This is a genomic window from Herbiconiux aconitum, assembly GCF_024979235.1.
GTDB classification, from domain to species: Bacteria; Actinomycetota; Actinomycetes; order Actinomycetales; family Microbacteriaceae; genus Herbiconiux; species Herbiconiux aconitum.
In genome coordinates, this window is the sequence record NZ_JANLCM010000002.1 from 656,583 (window position 1) to 671,497 (window position 14,915).

22 protein-coding genes are annotated in these 14,915 nt (G+C 65.8%); 9 read left to right on the plus strand and 13 right to left on the minus strand.

Features of this window, described 5'->3' with window-relative positions; genetic code table 11:
* The first annotated feature begins 16 nt into the window (after nt 1-16).
* Complete coding sequence (locus N1027_RS14595; RefSeq protein ID WP_259508860.1) at nt 17-673, plus strand: TetR/AcrR family transcriptional regulator; 657 nt, start codon at nt 17-19, stop codon at nt 671-673.
* Between the two features lie 24 nt (nt 674-697).
* On the opposite strand, the gene N1027_RS14600 is transcribed toward N1027_RS14595, so the two are convergent.
* Nucleotides 698-1,435: an SDR family NAD(P)-dependent oxidoreductase gene (locus tag N1027_RS14600; protein WP_259508861.1), complete on the minus strand. Its 738-nt coding sequence runs from the start codon at nt 1,433-1,435 to the stop codon at nt 698-700.
* On the opposite strand from N1027_RS14600, the gene N1027_RS14605 reads away from it, so the two are divergent.
* Nucleotides 1,410-2,066: a TetR/AcrR family transcriptional regulator gene (locus tag N1027_RS14605; protein ID WP_259508862.1), complete on the plus strand. Its 657-nt coding sequence runs from the start codon at nt 1,410-1,412 to the stop codon at nt 2,064-2,066. The genes N1027_RS14600 and N1027_RS14605 overlap by 26 nt on opposite strands.
* Nucleotides 2,067-2,227: 161 nt before the next feature.
* Here N1027_RS14605 and N1027_RS14610 read toward each other — a convergent pair whose 3' ends face one another.
* The 3 genes from N1027_RS14610 to N1027_RS14620 all read right to left on the minus strand — a co-directional run bounded on the left by N1027_RS14610 (nt 2,228) and on the right by N1027_RS14620 (nt 3,677).
* A complete protein-coding gene (locus N1027_RS14610; RefSeq protein WP_259508863.1) occupies nt 2,228-2,701 on the minus strand; it encodes a hypothetical protein in 474 nt (157 codons plus the stop codon).
* Between the two features lie 113 nt (nt 2,702-2,814).
* On the minus strand, nt 2,815-3,333 hold the full coding sequence (locus N1027_RS14615) for a GNAT family N-acetyltransferase (RefSeq protein WP_259508864.1): 519 nt from the start codon (nt 3,331-3,333) through the stop codon (nt 2,815-2,817).
* Nucleotides 3,330-3,677 (minus strand): ArsR/SmtB family transcription factor, encoded by a 348-nt coding sequence (locus tag N1027_RS14620; protein WP_259508865.1) that lies wholly within the window; start codon nt 3,675-3,677, stop codon nt 3,330-3,332. Before N1027_RS14620 ends, N1027_RS14615 begins: the two co-directional genes overlap by 4 nt.
* Before the next feature lie 87 nt (nt 3,678-3,764).
* Between N1027_RS14620 and N1027_RS14625 the strand changes: the two genes are divergently transcribed.
* Nucleotides 3,765-5,090 carry an NAD(P)-binding domain-containing protein gene (locus tag N1027_RS14625; RefSeq protein ID WP_259508866.1) on the plus strand — a complete coding sequence of 442 codons (1,326 nt, stop codon included), beginning with the start codon at nt 3,765-3,767 and terminating at the stop codon, nt 5,088-5,090.
* Nucleotides 5,091-5,128: 38 nt separating this feature from the next.
* Here N1027_RS14625 and N1027_RS14630 read toward each other — a convergent pair whose 3' ends face one another.
* Nucleotides 5,129-5,575 carry a hypothetical protein gene (locus tag N1027_RS14630; protein ID WP_259508867.1) on the minus strand — a complete coding sequence of 149 codons (447 nt, stop codon included), beginning with the start codon at nt 5,573-5,575 and terminating at the stop codon, nt 5,129-5,131.
* 144 nt (nt 5,576-5,719) lie between these two features.
* On the opposite strand from N1027_RS14630, the gene N1027_RS14635 reads away from it, so the two are divergent.
* The gene (locus N1027_RS14635) at nt 5,720-6,103 is read left to right on the plus strand and encodes an ACT domain-containing protein (protein ID WP_259508868.1); all 384 of its coding nucleotides are present in this window, start codon (nt 5,720-5,722) and stop codon (nt 6,101-6,103) included.
* On the opposite strand, the gene N1027_RS14640 is transcribed toward N1027_RS14635, so the two are convergent.
* A complete protein-coding gene (locus tag N1027_RS14640) occupies nt 6,091-6,738 on the minus strand; it encodes a TetR/AcrR family transcriptional regulator (protein ID WP_259508869.1) in 648 nt (215 codons plus the stop codon). The genes N1027_RS14635 and N1027_RS14640 overlap by 13 nt on opposite strands.
* Nucleotides 6,739-6,889: 151 nt before the next feature.
* Here N1027_RS14640 and N1027_RS14645 point away from each other — a divergent pair, with 151 nt between their 5' ends.
* Nucleotides 6,890-7,180 carry a DUF4287 domain-containing protein gene (locus tag N1027_RS14645; protein ID WP_259508870.1) on the plus strand — a complete coding sequence of 97 codons (291 nt, stop codon included), beginning with the start codon at nt 6,890-6,892 and terminating at the stop codon, nt 7,178-7,180.
* Complete coding sequence (locus N1027_RS14650) at nt 7,177-7,530, plus strand: cupin domain-containing protein (protein ID WP_259508871.1); 354 nt, start codon at nt 7,177-7,179, stop codon at nt 7,528-7,530. Before N1027_RS14645 ends, N1027_RS14650 begins: the two co-directional genes overlap by 4 nt.
* Nucleotides 7,531-7,681: 151 nt before the next feature.
* Here N1027_RS14650 and N1027_RS14655 read toward each other — a convergent pair whose 3' ends face one another.
* The 3 genes from N1027_RS14655 to N1027_RS14665 form a co-directional block, all read right to left on the minus strand.
* Nucleotides 7,682-8,560 (minus strand): aldo/keto reductase, encoded by an 879-nt coding sequence (locus N1027_RS14655; RefSeq protein ID WP_259508872.1) that lies wholly within the window; start codon nt 8,558-8,560, stop codon nt 7,682-7,684.
* Between the two features lie 14 nt (nt 8,561-8,574).
* Nucleotides 8,575-9,438, minus strand: coding sequence for an MBL fold metallo-hydrolase (locus N1027_RS14660; RefSeq protein ID WP_259508873.1), 864 nt, complete (start codon nt 9,436-9,438; stop codon nt 8,575-8,577).
* Between the two features lie 100 nt (nt 9,439-9,538).
* Entirely contained in the window at nt 9,539-10,171 is a 633-nt protein-coding gene (locus N1027_RS14665) for a TetR/AcrR family transcriptional regulator (protein ID WP_259508874.1), read from the minus strand.
* A gap of 194 nt (nt 10,172-10,365) precedes the next feature.
* Here N1027_RS14665 and N1027_RS14670 point away from each other — a divergent pair, with 194 nt between their 5' ends.
* Nucleotides 10,366-10,992: a TetR/AcrR family transcriptional regulator gene (locus N1027_RS14670; protein WP_259508875.1), complete on the plus strand. Its 627-nt coding sequence runs from the start codon at nt 10,366-10,368 to the stop codon at nt 10,990-10,992.
* A gap of 124 nt (nt 10,993-11,116) precedes the next feature.
* A complete protein-coding gene (locus N1027_RS14675; RefSeq protein WP_259508876.1) occupies nt 11,117-11,650 on the plus strand; it encodes a DUF302 domain-containing protein in 534 nt (177 codons plus the stop codon).
* 25 nt (nt 11,651-11,675) lie between these two features.
* On the opposite strand, the gene N1027_RS14680 is transcribed toward N1027_RS14675, so the two are convergent.
* The gene (locus N1027_RS14680) at nt 11,676-11,783 is read right to left on the minus strand and encodes an ABC transporter permease (RefSeq protein WP_259508877.1); all 108 of its coding nucleotides are present in this window, start codon (nt 11,781-11,783) and stop codon (nt 11,676-11,678) included.
* 13 nt (nt 11,784-11,796) lie between these two features.
* On the minus strand, nt 11,797-12,762 hold the full coding sequence (locus N1027_RS14685) for a hypothetical protein (protein WP_259508878.1): 966 nt from the start codon (nt 12,760-12,762) through the stop codon (nt 11,797-11,799).
* Between the two features lie 190 nt (nt 12,763-12,952).
* On the opposite strand from N1027_RS14685, the gene N1027_RS14690 reads away from it, so the two are divergent.
* Entirely contained in the window at nt 12,953-13,561 is a 609-nt protein-coding gene (locus N1027_RS14690) for an HdeD family acid-resistance protein (RefSeq protein WP_259508879.1), read from the plus strand.
* Here the strand turns inward: N1027_RS14690 and N1027_RS14695 are convergent.
* Together N1027_RS14695 and N1027_RS14700 are read right to left on the minus strand one after the other, a co-directional pair.
* Entirely contained in the window at nt 13,558-14,052 is a 495-nt protein-coding gene (locus N1027_RS14695; protein WP_259508880.1) for an NUDIX hydrolase, read from the minus strand. The genes N1027_RS14690 and N1027_RS14695 overlap by 4 nt on opposite strands.
* On the minus strand, nt 14,049-14,822 hold the full coding sequence (locus N1027_RS14700; protein ID WP_259508881.1) for an SDR family oxidoreductase: 774 nt from the start codon (nt 14,820-14,822) through the stop codon (nt 14,049-14,051). Before N1027_RS14700 ends, N1027_RS14695 begins: the two co-directional genes overlap by 4 nt.
* Nucleotides 14,823-14,915: the final 93 nt, after the last annotated feature.

Genomic DNA, 14,915 nt, shown 5'->3' on the forward strand with positions numbered 1-14,915 from the left:
CTTGTACTCTGACGGTATGAACGTCGATGCGAGCAGCCGGACTCCGCAGTTGCGACGAGACGCCGCTCTCAATCGGGAGCGAATCCTGCTCGCTGCCCGCGAGTCTTTTGCCGAGAACGGTATCGACGCGTCGCTCGAGCAGATTGCCAAGAGTGGGGGAGTGGCGATCGGAACCCTGTATCGCCATTTCCCGCAGCGGATCGATTTGATCCTGGCGGCGTTCGACGACAAGTTCGCGCTCTTCATGCAGACCGCCGACCTGGCACTGACGGCCGACGACCCATGGCTCGGACTGAGTCAGTTCCTCGAAACACTGTGCGCCATGCAAGCGGATGATCGCGGGTTCAACGACTTCGTGTCGATGCGATTTCCCGCCAATCGGGAGACCGAGGTTCTGCATGACCGGGTGTGCGACGTGATGGCCCGCATCCTCACCCGCGCTCAGGACGCGGGACTGGTTCGCCCGGAACTCACGATCGGCGACCTGATCGCTGTGACCTGGGCGAACGCTCGCATCATCGAAGCGACGACGGGAATTGCACCGAGAGCCTGGCGCCGGCAGCTCCTGCTGATGCTTGATTCTTTCCGGTTCCGCGGGGAGGAACCCCTCGCTGAGCCTGCGCTCACCGACGAGCAGCTCTACGCTGCGATGGCGAGACTCGGTCGGGCGTGAGGGCCGAGTCTCGCATCGTCGAGTTCAGGCCGAAGGAGCTCCCTGCGAGAGCTGAGCGATGTCATCCCATTGCTCCCAGAGAGCGAGCCGGCGCTCGAATTCCGGGCGGATGAGTGCGAGACCGTTCGCACCGAACAGCACCCGCAGGGGAGGGTTGTCGGCATCGGCAATGGCGAGCAGGGCCTTTCCGGCCGCTGCCGGGTCGCCCGGACCGATGCCGCTGCCGGCGAAGCCGGCCATGACCCCCGCCCGGGCGCTGTCGTACTCGGGCATCTGTGGGGCGCCCGAGCCGAGCTCCGTCGGGAACGTGAGCGGCTCTACGAGCGTCACGTGGATGCCGTATTCGGCCACTTCGCCTGCCAGGGCCTGGCTCAGAGCTTCCAGTGCCCACTTCGTCGCGTGGTAGCTCCCCATGGTGGGCAGGGACACCACGCCGCCCATGGACGAGATCTGGATGATCCGACCGCTTCGGCGCTCCCGCATGCGTGGCAGCACAGCCTGCGTTGCGGAGAGGGCGCCGAAGTAGTTGACCTCCATCTGCTCACGGGCCTGTGCGGTTGAGACCTCCTCCACCGCGCCCATCACGGCCTGGCCTGCGTTGTTGACCAGGATGTCGATGCCGCCGAACCGTTCTTCGACGGCATCGATGGCCTGATGCACCGCCATCTCATCGGTCACGTCGAGCTCAAGGGGGAGGACCAGGTCTCCGAAGCGCTCCACGACCGAATTCAGCGACGTGATCGAGCGGGCGGTGGCGGCCACTCGATCACCACGCGGTTCTCCGGTACGCACGCGGAACCGCGCTGCACTGATCGCGGCCGGAGCTGAAATGTTCGACACGGCCGGATTGATGCCGACTCTCGACGACGTGGCTCGGCACGCCGGCGTCGGGGTCGGCACCGCCTACCGCCACTTTCCCAATAAGTACGTTCTGGCGCAGGCCGTGTTCGCGGAGACGATGCGGTCGATGCTCGAGACCGCAGAACGCACGGCACAAATCGAGGATGCGGCAGCAGGGTTCGCGGCGTTCTTCGAAGCCGTGCTCGAACCGCAGGCGAGCAAGCGCGCTCTCGGTCCGCTCCTCAGGGGCGCTCCGAACTCCGGACCGGACGCCGGCGAGGTCCAGACCCGGATCGGGCGCTGCGTCCAGGCGTTACTGCGGCGCGGTCGCGAGCAGCACACGATCCGCACCGATGTGACGGCCACCGATATCGGCGTCCTGATGGCGGCCATGGCCCACATCATCGACACTTTCGGCGCTGCAGAGCCGCAGCTCTGGCGACGCCTGCTGCCCGTCCTTCTTGACGGCATCCGGGCGGATGCCCCCACGCCGCTCGTCGGTCGGCCTCTGGAGATGTCCGCGTTTCTCAATGGGCTCGCCGCACAGCACTGATCAGGTTATTGCGCACCCCCGCTGCGGGCAGATGTCAGAAGAAGAAGCTGGTGCTCCGGTGCGGGGGCCCCAAAGTCCTGTCAGAAGGTTGGGCGAGGGGATATCGCGATCCAATCGGCCCCTATTTCTTGGCTCTCTGATCCAGCCGAACTTTCAGGCCGTCATCCGGCGGGCCATGGTCCGTACAGCTCTGCCATCTGCTCCGAGGGCACCATCACGAAGTTCTTGTGCACAGCGGTATCGGGCAATCCCAGCTCGGCCGCGACGTCGGTGAGGTCGAGCCTCAGCGGAATCTGTCCGTCGGGAACGGATTGCGCGCCGTCGACGAAGGAGACCGAGACCCCGGAGGGCTCGTAGACGTCGAACGACCACGCCGCGTCCAGGGTTCGATCGAGGTAGTCGGGAAGATCGGCGGAGGTGGTGTCGTCGAGCGTGACGTCGACGGAGAGCGTGCGGCTGGTCGGCAACCCGTTGAAGGCGCCGCCTACCACGACCGCCTCGACTCCCTCCCACGAGGCGATCGTCGATTCGATGCGGTTGAAGCCGTCATCGGCCTGAGGTGAGACCGTACATCCGGTCAGAGTCAGGATGACGACCACGGCCGCCAGTGCCGGTCGTGCCGCGGGGGAGATCATCGTCCAAGGCTAGTGATAGTTCGACAGATGTGGAGAAGCTCTCGCGCCGCGCAGCTGCCATGACGGAGTCTTCGACTGCGGAGTCCAGGCTGAAGCCTTCGAGCCCACGGCGTCTAGAAGGGGGAACCGGCGGAACGGCGTTCGATGAGGACGGTGTCTCGCCACTGCCCGGTCCACGGGCCGTAGGTCATCAGCGCGATGCGCTCGCGCGTGCCGATCCGGCGGAACCCGGCCCGGTCGTGCAGCGCAAGGCTGGCCGTGTTCTCGGGGAAGATGCTCGACTGGATCGTCCAGATACCCGCCCTTTCCGTGGCGGCGATGAAGGCCTCGACGAGTTGGCGCCCGATGCCTCGGTTTGCGGCGGCCGGAGCGATGTACACGGAGTGCTCGACCACGCCGCGATAGACCTCGCGGGACGACACCGCCGAGGCGGCGACCCAGCCGAGAACGGTGCCGGCGTCGTCGACGGCGACCAGTCGGCCCACATCCAGCTTGCCGGAGTTGAAATGCTCCCAGCTCGGCGGTTCCGCCTCGAAGGTGGCGTTGCCCGTGGCGATCCCGGCGCGGTAGATCTCCTCGATCTCCGGCCAATCCGAGCTCTGCATCGGTCGGATGCTGAGCGCGCCGGTCATGAACGGAGGGCTTGGGCCGCCCGGTCGAGGGCATCGTCGACGACTCGGTAGTAGGCCCAGCGGCCACGCTGCTCGCGCACGGCGAGGCCGGCATCGACGAGCAGTTTCATGTGGTGCGAGACGGTCGGCTGCGACAATCCGACGGGCTCGGTGAGGTCGCAGATGCACGCCTCTCCGCCCTGGCTCGCCGCGATCAGCGAGAGCAGGCGAACCCGTGTGGGGTCACCGAGCGCCTTGAACGTGTGGGCGATGCGCTCCGCCTCATCGACGGTGAGCACCCCGCCGGTGACGGGGGTGCAGCAGGCGGCTGCGTCCGTGGTCAGCAAGGGGGAGGCGATCGTCATGCTTCAATTCTTGCACGTCGTATTGACATTCGTCGATACATCGAGCAATGTCGATGTATTGAGAGATGTCGATGTGAGGAGTTGATGGTGCAGAACGAACTTCCTGTCGCCGTGATCGGTGCCGGCCCCCAGGGGTTGGCCGCCGCCGCGCACCTGGTCGAGCGCAACCAGCCGGTGGTGGTTCTCGAGGCCGGCGAGAGCGCGGCTTCAGCGGTGTCGCAGTGGGGGCACGTGCGACTGTTCTCGGAGTGGAGCGAGCTGGTCGACAAGGCAGCGGCGCGCTTGCTCGAGCCCGCAGGCTGGGAAGCGCCCCCCATGGGCTACCCGACCGGCGCGCAGTGGATCAGCGCCTACCTCGCCCCGCTCGCCGCCGAGCTGGGCGACCGCATCCGCTACGGATCACGGGTCGTGGGCGTCTCCCGGCGCGGTCGCGACCGTCTGGTCGACGCTGGTCGGGCGGAGCAGCCTTTCACCGTGCACATCGAAGCGTCTGACGGAACCGAGTACCGGGTGGAAGCGCGTGCCGTCATCGACGCATCCGGCACCTGGTCGACTCCGAACCCGGCCGGCGCCGACGGCCTTCCTGCGCTGGGGGAGCGGGCGGTCGCGGAGCTGCTGGACTACCGCATCCCGGACTACCGGATGCGCACGCAGTACGAGGGCAAGCACAGCGTCGTCGTGGGTTCCGGTCACTCGGCCGTGACGGCCGTCATCGCCCTGGGCCGGATCGCCCGCCGCGACCCGACGACGAAGGTCACCTGGGTGCTGCGCCGCGGCACCGTCGGCAACACCTTCGGGGGAGGGTCAGCAGACGAGTTGCCCGCGCGCGGCCAACTCGGCATCACTGCGAAAGAACTCGTCGACGCGGGCCTGATCGACGTGGTGACCGGATTCCGGGTCTCGAAGATCGCTCGGGACGGCGACCTGGTGCTCCTCACGAGCGAAGACGGCCGCACCCTTCCAGCGGCCGATCACGTCGCCGTACTGACCGGGTTCCGGCCCGATCTGTCGTTCCTGTCGGAGCTGCGGCTGGAGCTGGATGCGACCCTGCAGGCTCCGGTGCGGATCGCGGCCGAGGTCGACCCCAACATCCATTCCTGCGGCTCCGTAGCCGCGACCGGCGCGGCCGACCTCGCCCAGCCCGAGCCCGATTTCTACCTGATCGGCGCCAAGTCTTACGGACGCGCACCCACGTTCCTGGCGATGACCGGGTACGAGCAGGTGCGTTCTGTCGTGGCGGAGCTGGCCGGCGACCACGAGGCCGCGGCACGCGTCGAGCTGGTGCTTCCTGACACGGGGGTGTGCGGGGGAGCGGGCCTGTTCGATGCCACCGGCACGGCGGTCGGCGGGAGCTGCTGCGCTCTGCCGGAGCGACAGGTCATCCAGCTCGGCCGCGCGCCCGCCAGTGTGTAGACCGCAGCGTCTGACCTGTCGCCATGAGGCGTCGGGATTCACTCGGGCGGCACATCCTTGGCCTGCACGAATCGCTGATACCGCTCGGCGCTTTCCGCAGCGAGCTCGTCGAAGATTCCGTCCCCGTCGGTGAGAAGGGGGTGCGCATGCTCCTGCAGGAGAACGGCAAGATGGTGCAGCCCGCGAGAGAGCTCGTTCGCGGTCTTCGCCGACGGATTTCTCTGAGCCGCAAGGAAATGGTCAGTTCGAAGCGCCACGAGATCAAAGAGCGGAACTATTTCCTTGACCGGCGTGCCGTCCGGCTCCGTCACGAAGCGACCGAGATCCACGCACACACTGCGGGAATGTCGACCGTACATGATGTAGACGATTCGGCTTTCCGAAGCGTAGATGACCCAATAGTCGTTGGATTTGACTATCTCGAAGCCGAAGTCCTCCGCGAGGTACTGGAACTCATCCCGAGCGGTCGTCTCGAATTTCAGCATCGAAATCTCATCATCAAGCAATGGCGCCACACCTCACGAAGATCAATCAGCGATGTTTGCTCATTATATCCACGGCGGGAGGGGGAGGTCGGGGGAGCGCGGAACGCTCGACCATCCGAGGCGATTCGGTGCGAAGATGAACTCGTGTCGGGCGCGGATCATCAGACATTGCGGGTACTCGAGGGCCGGTACGTGCTCGAGCGGCTTTCGGGTGCCGAAGCCGTCGGCGATGACGAGGTGCTCGCCATTGTGCGAGGGCCGGATGGCGGAGCTCGCATGCGTCGCAATGATGCGACGGTGGAGGCGTGGGTGGCGCTGTGGAATGGCGACGCCGCCCATCCGCCGGACGCGACTGGCATGTGCGCCGCGATCGTTGCGCCGCTCGCGGCGGGTGGCGTGCCCGTCTGGGTCGCGGCGAGCTTCGACGGCGACATCGTCTTGATCCCCGGCGACAGTATCGGCCTGGCCACTGAACTGCTGCAGAAGGCGGGCCACCGCGTGACCGGAGCATCGGGTCAGTCTCTCTGATACGCGCGCAGGAAGGCGTTGCTGCCGGCGGTGATGATCCGATCGAGTTCGTCCTCGGTCACCGGGAGGGCTGCGCCGGCGAACATGATCCGGTTGCTCGGAATCCACAGCAGCATGCCCGCGAAGTGCTCGACCGCAATTCGTAGGTCGGGGATCGCCAACAGCTGCCGCTCGTCGAGGATCTGCAGGCAGCGGCCGACCGACTCGGACACCCGCACGAATCCCCGCTCCCAGAACAACAGGCCCAGTTCGGGAAAACGGGTGGCCTCGGCGATCACGAGGCGCCGCAATTGCTGCACATGGGGGTTCAGGATCGAGCGGGTGAACTGAGTGGCGAGCAGCCGCAAGGCCTCCTCGGCCGTCGCCGCCTCCCGCATGGTGTCCAGCAGCGGGGCGAACGGATCGCGGATGCCGTCAGCCGCGTGGTGGATGAGAGCGGCGAACACGCCCTCCTTGTCTCCGAAGGTCTTGTAGAGGGTCTGCTTGGAGACGGCGGCCGCTGCAGCGAGCTGGTCGGTCGACGTGCCCACGTAGCCGTTCGTCACGAACACGGTGAGCGCTGCGTCGATCATCTGCCGGCGCTTCGCTTCGGTCTTGGTGATCGTCGGCTCGGCGCCTTCTGTCTGCGGACTCATGGACTTGACCTCCTCGGTACTAAACAGTACCGTACTGAGTGCCGGTACTGATCGGTACCGCACAGGCTCGGCCGATGTGCCCGCCGACCTCACGACCAATCGCCCGACTCGCTCGACCACCACCGATCACCATCGACGAAAGGACACCACTGTGTCATTCCAGGCCTACCTCGACACGATCGAAGACAAGACCGGCCTCACCCCACGCCAGTTGCTCGACATCGCCGACAGCAAGGGGCTCAGCGACCCGGACGTGAAGGCCGGCCAGATCCTCGACTGGCTGAAGACCGACTACGCACTCGGACGAGGCCACGGCATGGCCCTCGTGCACGTCATCAAGAAGGGTCCTCGCATCGACAAGAAGCACGTCGGCACGACCGGCACCCACCGCGACGAATCCGAGATCCTCTGGCTCGAGGGAAAGGCGAGCAAGCCCGCATGATGACCGTCACCCATCGCGAGCAACTCCGGCAGAACCGCACCGGAACCGCCCTGTTCGTCGGTGCCGATCACGGCTCGGGCGTCTCCGTGTTCTGGGTCGACACTGCGCCCGGCGGCGGCCCCGACACCCACTGGCACCCGTACACCGAGACCTGGTTCGTGCTCAAGGGCGAGGCGATGATCGTGGGCGACGGAAGAGAGCTCCGCGCCGGCCCGGGCGCCATCGTCACCGTCACCGCGAACACGCGGCACCAGTTCCGCAGCGTCGGCGTCGAGAACCTCGAGATGGTCTGCATCCACGCGTCACCCCAGGTCATTCAGGAGTTCGCCTCGGAGGCTCCGGACAACTAGCCGATCCGTCGAAGTCGCGAGCGGGGGGAGCCCTTCATACCAGAAGGCATCTCGACACGCCGATCTGCGGACGTCGCAGGCGACTCGATCCAGCGCGGCAGATCCAAGTACTCAATATGTGTATTGACATAATGTGCATTATCAGCGTGCGTTATACCTCCGGAGACAAGGCGGAGATCTGGGCGATCTCGTCCGCGCTCAATTCGATGGCGGCCGCCGCGACGTTGTCGCGAAGATGCAGGAGATCCGTCGTGCCGGGAATCGGCAGGATGTTCTGAGAACGACTGAGAAGCCACGCCAGAGCGATCTGACGCGCTGATGCGTCGTGGGCGCGAGCGATCGCCTCCATCGTCTGGCGAACCCGGTCCACGTTGTCGCCGCCGTCGGACAGACTCACCGGGTGCCACGGTGAGAAGACGGCTCCTGTCTCCTCGCTAGCGCGAAGAAGCGCGCTGCCAGACCGATTCCCGACGTTGTACAACGCGGTCACTGCAGCGATCGGCACGATCCGGCGCGCCTCGGCGAACTGCTCCGCTGTCACGTTCGACAGGCCGATGTGCAGGATGAGACCCTCCTCCTGCATCGCCTTCAATTCCCCGACCTGATCGGCGAACGGAGCGTCGGTGGCGTAGCCGCTGTGGAGGTAGTACAGCGGCATCCGCTCGAGCCGGAGTCGTCGAAGGCTTCCGGTCAACGCCTGCCGCAGGTATTTCGGGTTTCCCACCCAGCCCAGTGACGAATAGTCGGGTCCACCGCGCACGAACCCGCCCTTGCTGGCGATGATCAGGTCGTCGGGATAGGGATACAAGGCGTCGCGGATGAGTTCTTCGTTCGTGTGTGGTCCGTAGACATCGGCCGTGTCGATGAAATTCACGCCCTCGTCGAGCAGCGATCGAAGGAGCGCGATCGCCTTGTCCTGATCGGGATACGGGCCCCAGACCTGAGGGCCGGTGAGTTGCATCGCCCCGAAACCGATGGGATGCACGGGTGGCAGCCCATCGAACAGACGGCGGGGCATCGGCGTGACCATGATCCTCCTCGCGCTCAGTCGACCGGCGCAGTGGCCGGGGCGCCCTTGAGCAGCTTCGCGGTCGACCAGGCCGAGCCCACGTTCGCGCGGCTTGGCTGCTTGGCCAGCAACTGCCTATAGAAGTCGAGCGCGTCGGACGTGCGTGCAGCGATCTGCACCACGTCGTGGAAATACCGCACGGTCGCTTCGATGTCATCCGGGGAATCACCGTTCTGCGGCTGCTTGTGCCCGCTCACGACAGCGCGTGGCTGCAGGGCCTTCAACCGACCCAGCGCAGCGACCCAGTTCAACCGGATGTCCGGGGTCGTCTCCGCGAGGTAAGGATGGGTGGCGTTGTAGACGACGTCTCCCGCCACGACCAGACCGAGGTCGGGCACCCAGAGCGACGTGGTTCCGGCGGTGTCGGTCTCCCCCGCCTCGATCACCCGCAACTCATGCCCCTCGAGCTCGAAACGACCCGTCTCGAGAACGTCGGGCAACTCGACATCCGGGATCTGGCCCGGGAAGAGCTTGCCCCAGAAATCATCGAGCCACGCCGGTGTGGTCTGGATCGTGAGCGCGGCCAGAGTGCCAGCAGTCGCGAGGATGCGCGCGGCCGGGAACGCAGCCCGCAGCTGACCGACACCGAAAGCGTGATCGCCGTGCCCGTGCGTCAGGTACACGGCCGTCAGGTTCTTGCCGTGACTGCGTATCCACTCGATCAGATGGGCGTTCTGCTCGATCGTCGCGAAGGTGTCCACCAGCACCGCATCGTTCTCGCCCCAGATGAGTGTCGACGTGTTCGCCACCCAACGCCACTCGTCGTTGCCGGCGGGCAGGTCACGCGTCAGCCCCTCTCGACGCTGGGTCATCACCTCGTAGCGCAATTCTTCAGGCATGCCTAAAGTTATCAACGATTACTTCAGTGTGCCAGCATTTTCCAGAGGGAATCCGCCTTTGGCAGCCGACCAACGGTATTCCTATGTGATGGTTACTAACTTACGAAGTCGTGTCAACGAGGAACGGAGCGGCCGATCCCCAGTCCTGATGGGTCACGACGAGCCTGGTCAACCGCTTGGCCTCGAGCATCGATTGCGCGATCTGCTCCGAGCTGGGATCGCGGAAGGAGTCGACCAAGAACACGGCGACCCCTTGGGCGATGACCATCACGGAGTTCAGCACACTCGCCGCCTCCGCCTCCGTTTCGCGAACATCGCGGGTGAGCTCGAGGAGCTCGAGGTAGCCCTTCTCCCCCGCGGCCACGATCGCCGGATACTTCGATCGGTCGAGTCCCGCATGGTGCACGACATTGAAGAGAGCGCGCTCCTCGGCCGCGAATCGCACGTACTCCGAGGCGAACCGCTCCAGGCGAGCGGCTGCTCCGATCTCCAGCCGCGCCGCGCTGATCACGCGCCGCCCCTCGTGGTATCCGCGCACGGCGAGCGCCGCCAGGAGGGACTCGCGGTCGGCATAGTGCTTGTAGGGCGCTGCCACGCTGACCCCCGCGCGTCGACTCGCCTCGGCGAGAGTGAACGATTGGGGCCCCTTCTCGGCCACGAGCTCGAGCGCAGCATCCTCCAGAGCCGCCTTCAGGTCGCCGTGGTGATAGGTCGCCTTGGCCGCGGTTTTCACGCCGACCGCCCAGCGCCGCGGTGCCGAGCTCGATCGGAGGTCACATGCTTCATCTGCACGATTGTAGTGGAGTGGGATGCGTTTTCCAGGATATGTTAGCGCGTATCACTTAGCCGGGATAGTGTGGGGGCCATGACTGCGACACGTGTCGACTTCACTGGCTGCGCATCCGCATCGGGGGGCAGCGCTGCCTGATGAAGTCCTCGCCCCCCGGGAAGACTCCCTACCACCACGGCGACCTGAAAGCCGCCCTCGAAACCGCCGCGCTCGATCTCGTGACCGAGAAGGGCCCGCGCGCCTTCACGCTCGCCGAGGCGAGCCGCCGTGCCGGCGTCAGCGTGGGCGCTCCGTACAAGCACTTTGCCGATCGCGACGCCCTGCTCGCGGCCCTGGCAGCCAGGGGCTACCGCTTAGGCGAGAAGCGCATGACGGCTGCGGTGCGTCTCGAAGTCGGCTCGACGGCACGATTCGAGCGGTTCGCCGCCGAGTACGTTCGATTCGCTGCCGAAGAACGGGCGCTCTTCGAGATCATCCATCTGGCCGGTCTCGACAAGAGGCGATATCCGGATGTCGTCGCCGCCCAGCAATCGGGCTACCGAGCCATGCTCGAGCTCACTCGAGAGGCCCGCGACGACGAGCTCGCTGCGATGAGTGTGCTCAACTCCGTCGTCATCGGGTCGCACGGGGTTGCGATGTTCCTCCTGGACTCCATCACCCAACCGACCACCGAGAACATCGGCCTCGCCATGCGGGAGGCCAGCCGAATCGCCCGGTTGATCGCTGAGAACCAGGATTGGGTAGCAGCTTCACCCTTCAGCTGAGAGGGAGGTCTGGCGCGCCAGAGTAAATGATGCTAACTTGCCACTAAGTTAGTGCAACTTACATTAACCTGGTCTCGCCACCGCCGCGAGATGATCCGCAGCCCGCTCGCCCGAAGGAGCAATGATGTTGGCCACCGCTACGCGATCCACCTGGCATGTCGACGTCACGCGGAGCGAGTGGATCACCTCCCGATCCTTCGACGAGGTGCTCGAGCGCCTGCATGCCGGACTGGGTCGACCCGACTTCACCGAGTTCGTCACGCGCATCAACACGATCCAGGGCTGGGATGCCTATCGTCGGGAGCTCATGCCCGAGGCGGGCTCGTCGGGTCTCATCCAGTTCCTCGAACTCGACCTCGGGGCGGTCGTCCCCCGCGACCCCGATGCCGGCCCCTACCGATCGGTTCGTATCATCGCGGGGAATCCCGCAGCGATGGAATCGCTCACCCGCACCAGCCCTGCCGTCGGGGCGTTCGCGCCCATCACCATCCTTCTCTTCGAGGCTGCCGACGGCGTGCACATCCGCTACGACACCGTCGCTTCCGAAGCCGGGGCGGAGCTCTCCGATGCGGCCATGAGCGCCGCCGCCCGCCTCGATCACGCCGTCGTGACGCTCATCGTGACCGCCGCTCAGTTCGGTCGACCGCGGGCCGGCTGACGCGATCCCCAGGCTCTGACCACCGTCAGGTGTCGCGCAAAGCATCCGCCGGCTCCACTCGGGCGGCCTTGAGCGCCGGAACGCACCCGGCGGCCAGGCCGACGGCGCCGCCCAGCCCCGTGCTCCCGAGCACGCCGCCTCCTCGGTCACTTCGACGCGTCTCCGTGACGCGCGACCAGGGCGTCGAGTTCTGCCTTGTGCTCATCGATGAAGGCCTGCTCGATGCGGAACTGCTCGGAGGTCAGCGTCTCGGCGTATCCGCTGTCTCGCGCGCAAGCGAAGTCGGCGGTCGCCTGTGCGATCTCACGCTGCCGAAGGGCGTCGAGCGCCTCGGGGTCGGGCTCCGGCGGGGCGCTGCTCGAGGGGTCTCCGACATCCGGCGTGGGGAACAGACTGCTGTACCCCTCACTGATCGCCGCAGAGGCGTCGTCTTTGTGCTCGAAATCTCCGTACCCCATGTCGGCGAGACAGTCCGACCAGGCGCGCTCCTTCTCCCGTACGGCCGGAGTCTCCCGCACCTCGGTGTAGAGGGCGTTCATCTCCTCGCTGAGGGCCTCAAACTCCGGGTTCCCGCCGAAGCCGCCTTCGCCGAACACGTCATGCTGTGCCTTCCCACTGCAGCCGGATGTCTTCCAGTCGTATTCGATCGGCTCGTCGGTGCTGACGACGTTCAAGCTCGGGCCCCACAGCGCGTCGTTGTAGGCCATTGCCTCGGATTCACTCAGGGATGCGACGTATCCAGCGTTCGGATCGACGGGTTCCTCACCTGGCTTGGACTCCATGCCGAACGGATCCGTGGTGATGCCGTACCCATACGTCTTCGCAAACTCTTCGCTCTCCGGATCCAGATCGGAATCGCCAATGACGACAAACGCGCCGGCGCGTTCGTTTGGCAGATAGTCGAACCCCAGCTCCCCCATGCACTCGGCGATCTTCTCCTGCAGCTCTGCATTCCGACGGTCGAGCTCAGGCTGGTCCTCATCTCCATGAAGAAGGGACCAGTATTTCTGCAGCGGGCTCTCGGGCGCAGCCTGGGTGTCAGCCGCCCGACCCTGCCCCGCGCATCCGGCGAACAGAATGCTCGCGGCGAGACAGAAGGTGACGATCGGCATGTTGTGCTGAACTCTCATGGTCAGTCCTTTGTGAAGTGACGAATGCTCAGCAGTGAGAATAGGTCACTCCTCCGACATCGTCGCAAGGCCCACGACATGCTCACGGTGAACTCCCATGCTCCGCGGGCCAAGCGCTAGATTGATCAGCGACAGAACACACAGCCGTCAGGCGCCCACGAGGGGGAATCTCATGACCACACCGACCGCTTCGAATCCGCTCGGATTCTGGCTGCACGACGCCGACATCACCGCCACGGCAGCCCGCTGGCTCAAGGGTGGTCTCTGGCTGCGCGCCATTCTCTCCGTGGTGCTCGGCATCGTGGTCCTGGTGCTCGCCTTCAACAACCCCGACGCCATCGTCTACACGATCGCCTGGCTGTTCGCGATCTACTTCTGGATCGTCGGCCTGATGCGCGTGGTCTCCGGAATCGTGAACAACTCGGTCACGGGCGGCATCCGGGCGCTCAACATCATCCTGGGCGTGCTGCTCATCCTCGCCGGCGTCGTCGCGGTGCGGAACCCGGTCGTCTCGCTCGTGGCGCTCGCCCTGGTGATCGGCTTCTCCTGGATCATCGAAGGCGTGCTGGCCATCATCGAGACCGCGAAAGACTCCTCCAAGTGGTTCGGCACCATCCTCGGCGTCATCTCGGTGCTCGCCGGGATCGTCGTGATCTTCCTGCCCCTGCAGTCGATCGGAATCCTGGTGCTGTTCGCAGGCATCCTGCTCATCGTCACCGGCATCATGTCGGCGATTACCGCGATCATGCTGGGGCGCACGCCGAAGACCGCGAAGGCCTAGCGCAGCAGGGGCGTGTTCAACGCCCGGCGAAGAAGATCGGTGAGGACGGTCGGCTCCAACGAGTCGGCCGTCTTCTCCATTTCGTCGAGCGTCCACCAGCGCCACGCTTCGACGTCGATGCGCTCCTCCGGAGTCCAGTGCGTGTCGACGGGCAGGAACGCTTCGGTGCGCAGCAGGTACCACTCCTCGCGATACTGCCGCAGCACGTCCGGGGCGGGCTCGCCCGTGAAGTCCTGCGACCAGAACACCGCGCCGAGCTGCGCCTCGCTCACGACCAAGCCGGTCTCTTCGAACAACTCACGCACTGCCGCCCGCCGGTGGGTCTCCCCCGCTTCGAGGTGCCCGCCCGGTGTCAGCCAGCGGGTGGGGTTGGTCGCAACGTCGGCTCGCGTGAAGAACAGGAGCGCCCGGCCTGCCTGATCGATCAGGAGCACCCGGGATTTCAGGATGACGGCGTCGTCGGCGGTCGCCGCATCCGCCGCCCCGCTCATTCGCCCTCGATGGGCCCGAAGTCGGAGACGTCGCCGACGTAGCGGGTGTGGTGGGGCGGGATCGGATCGACGGCGGCCGCGGCCACCTCGGCGGCGAACTCGCTCACGTTGTAGAGCCGCCCGGCAGCTTCTTTGCGGGCGCCGATCGCGCCCGGGTTGGCGCGCTCGAGCAACGTCGCCGTGATCGTGCCCTCGATCATGTCGCCCGACACCACGACGAACCCGATGCCCGCTTCTTCGAGCCGAGGAATCAGCGAGCGCAGCGCATCCTCGCCGGCGCGCTTCGACAGCGCCACGGGCAGGTACTCCGGCATCGTCTCGGTGGTGCCGATGAAGTGCGCCTGGTGGCTCGTGACGAACACGACGCGGGAACCCGGTGCGAGCAGCGGCATCGCCGAGGTGAGCAGGTCGACTTGGGCGTCGCGGTTGAGTGTCATCGCGTAATCCTCGGCCATGCCGCTCTCCATGCCGCCGGAGGCATTCAGAACGAGGATGTCGAGTCCGTCGAGCTCGGCCTGCACCTGGTCGAACATCGCCGCGACCGATTCCGGGTCGGTGAGGTCGGCGCCCACCACGATAGCGGTGCCGCCGGCCTCGCGGATGCCGTTCGCGAGCTTCGTGGCCCGCGCCTCCTTGTTGCGGTAGTTGATCACGACCGACGCCCCGGCCTCGGCGAAATAGCCGACCGTGTCGGCTCCGATGCCCCGAGAGGAGCCCGTGACGAGCACGCGCTTTCCTGCGAGCGAACCGGGGGCGAGTGGATTGGGCACAGAGACTCCTCGTGGATCGAAACGACCCTCCGAGACTACCAAGTAGCCGATACCCCAACCGCTCATGTGTAGAACACTGATAGCGTCGAAGCA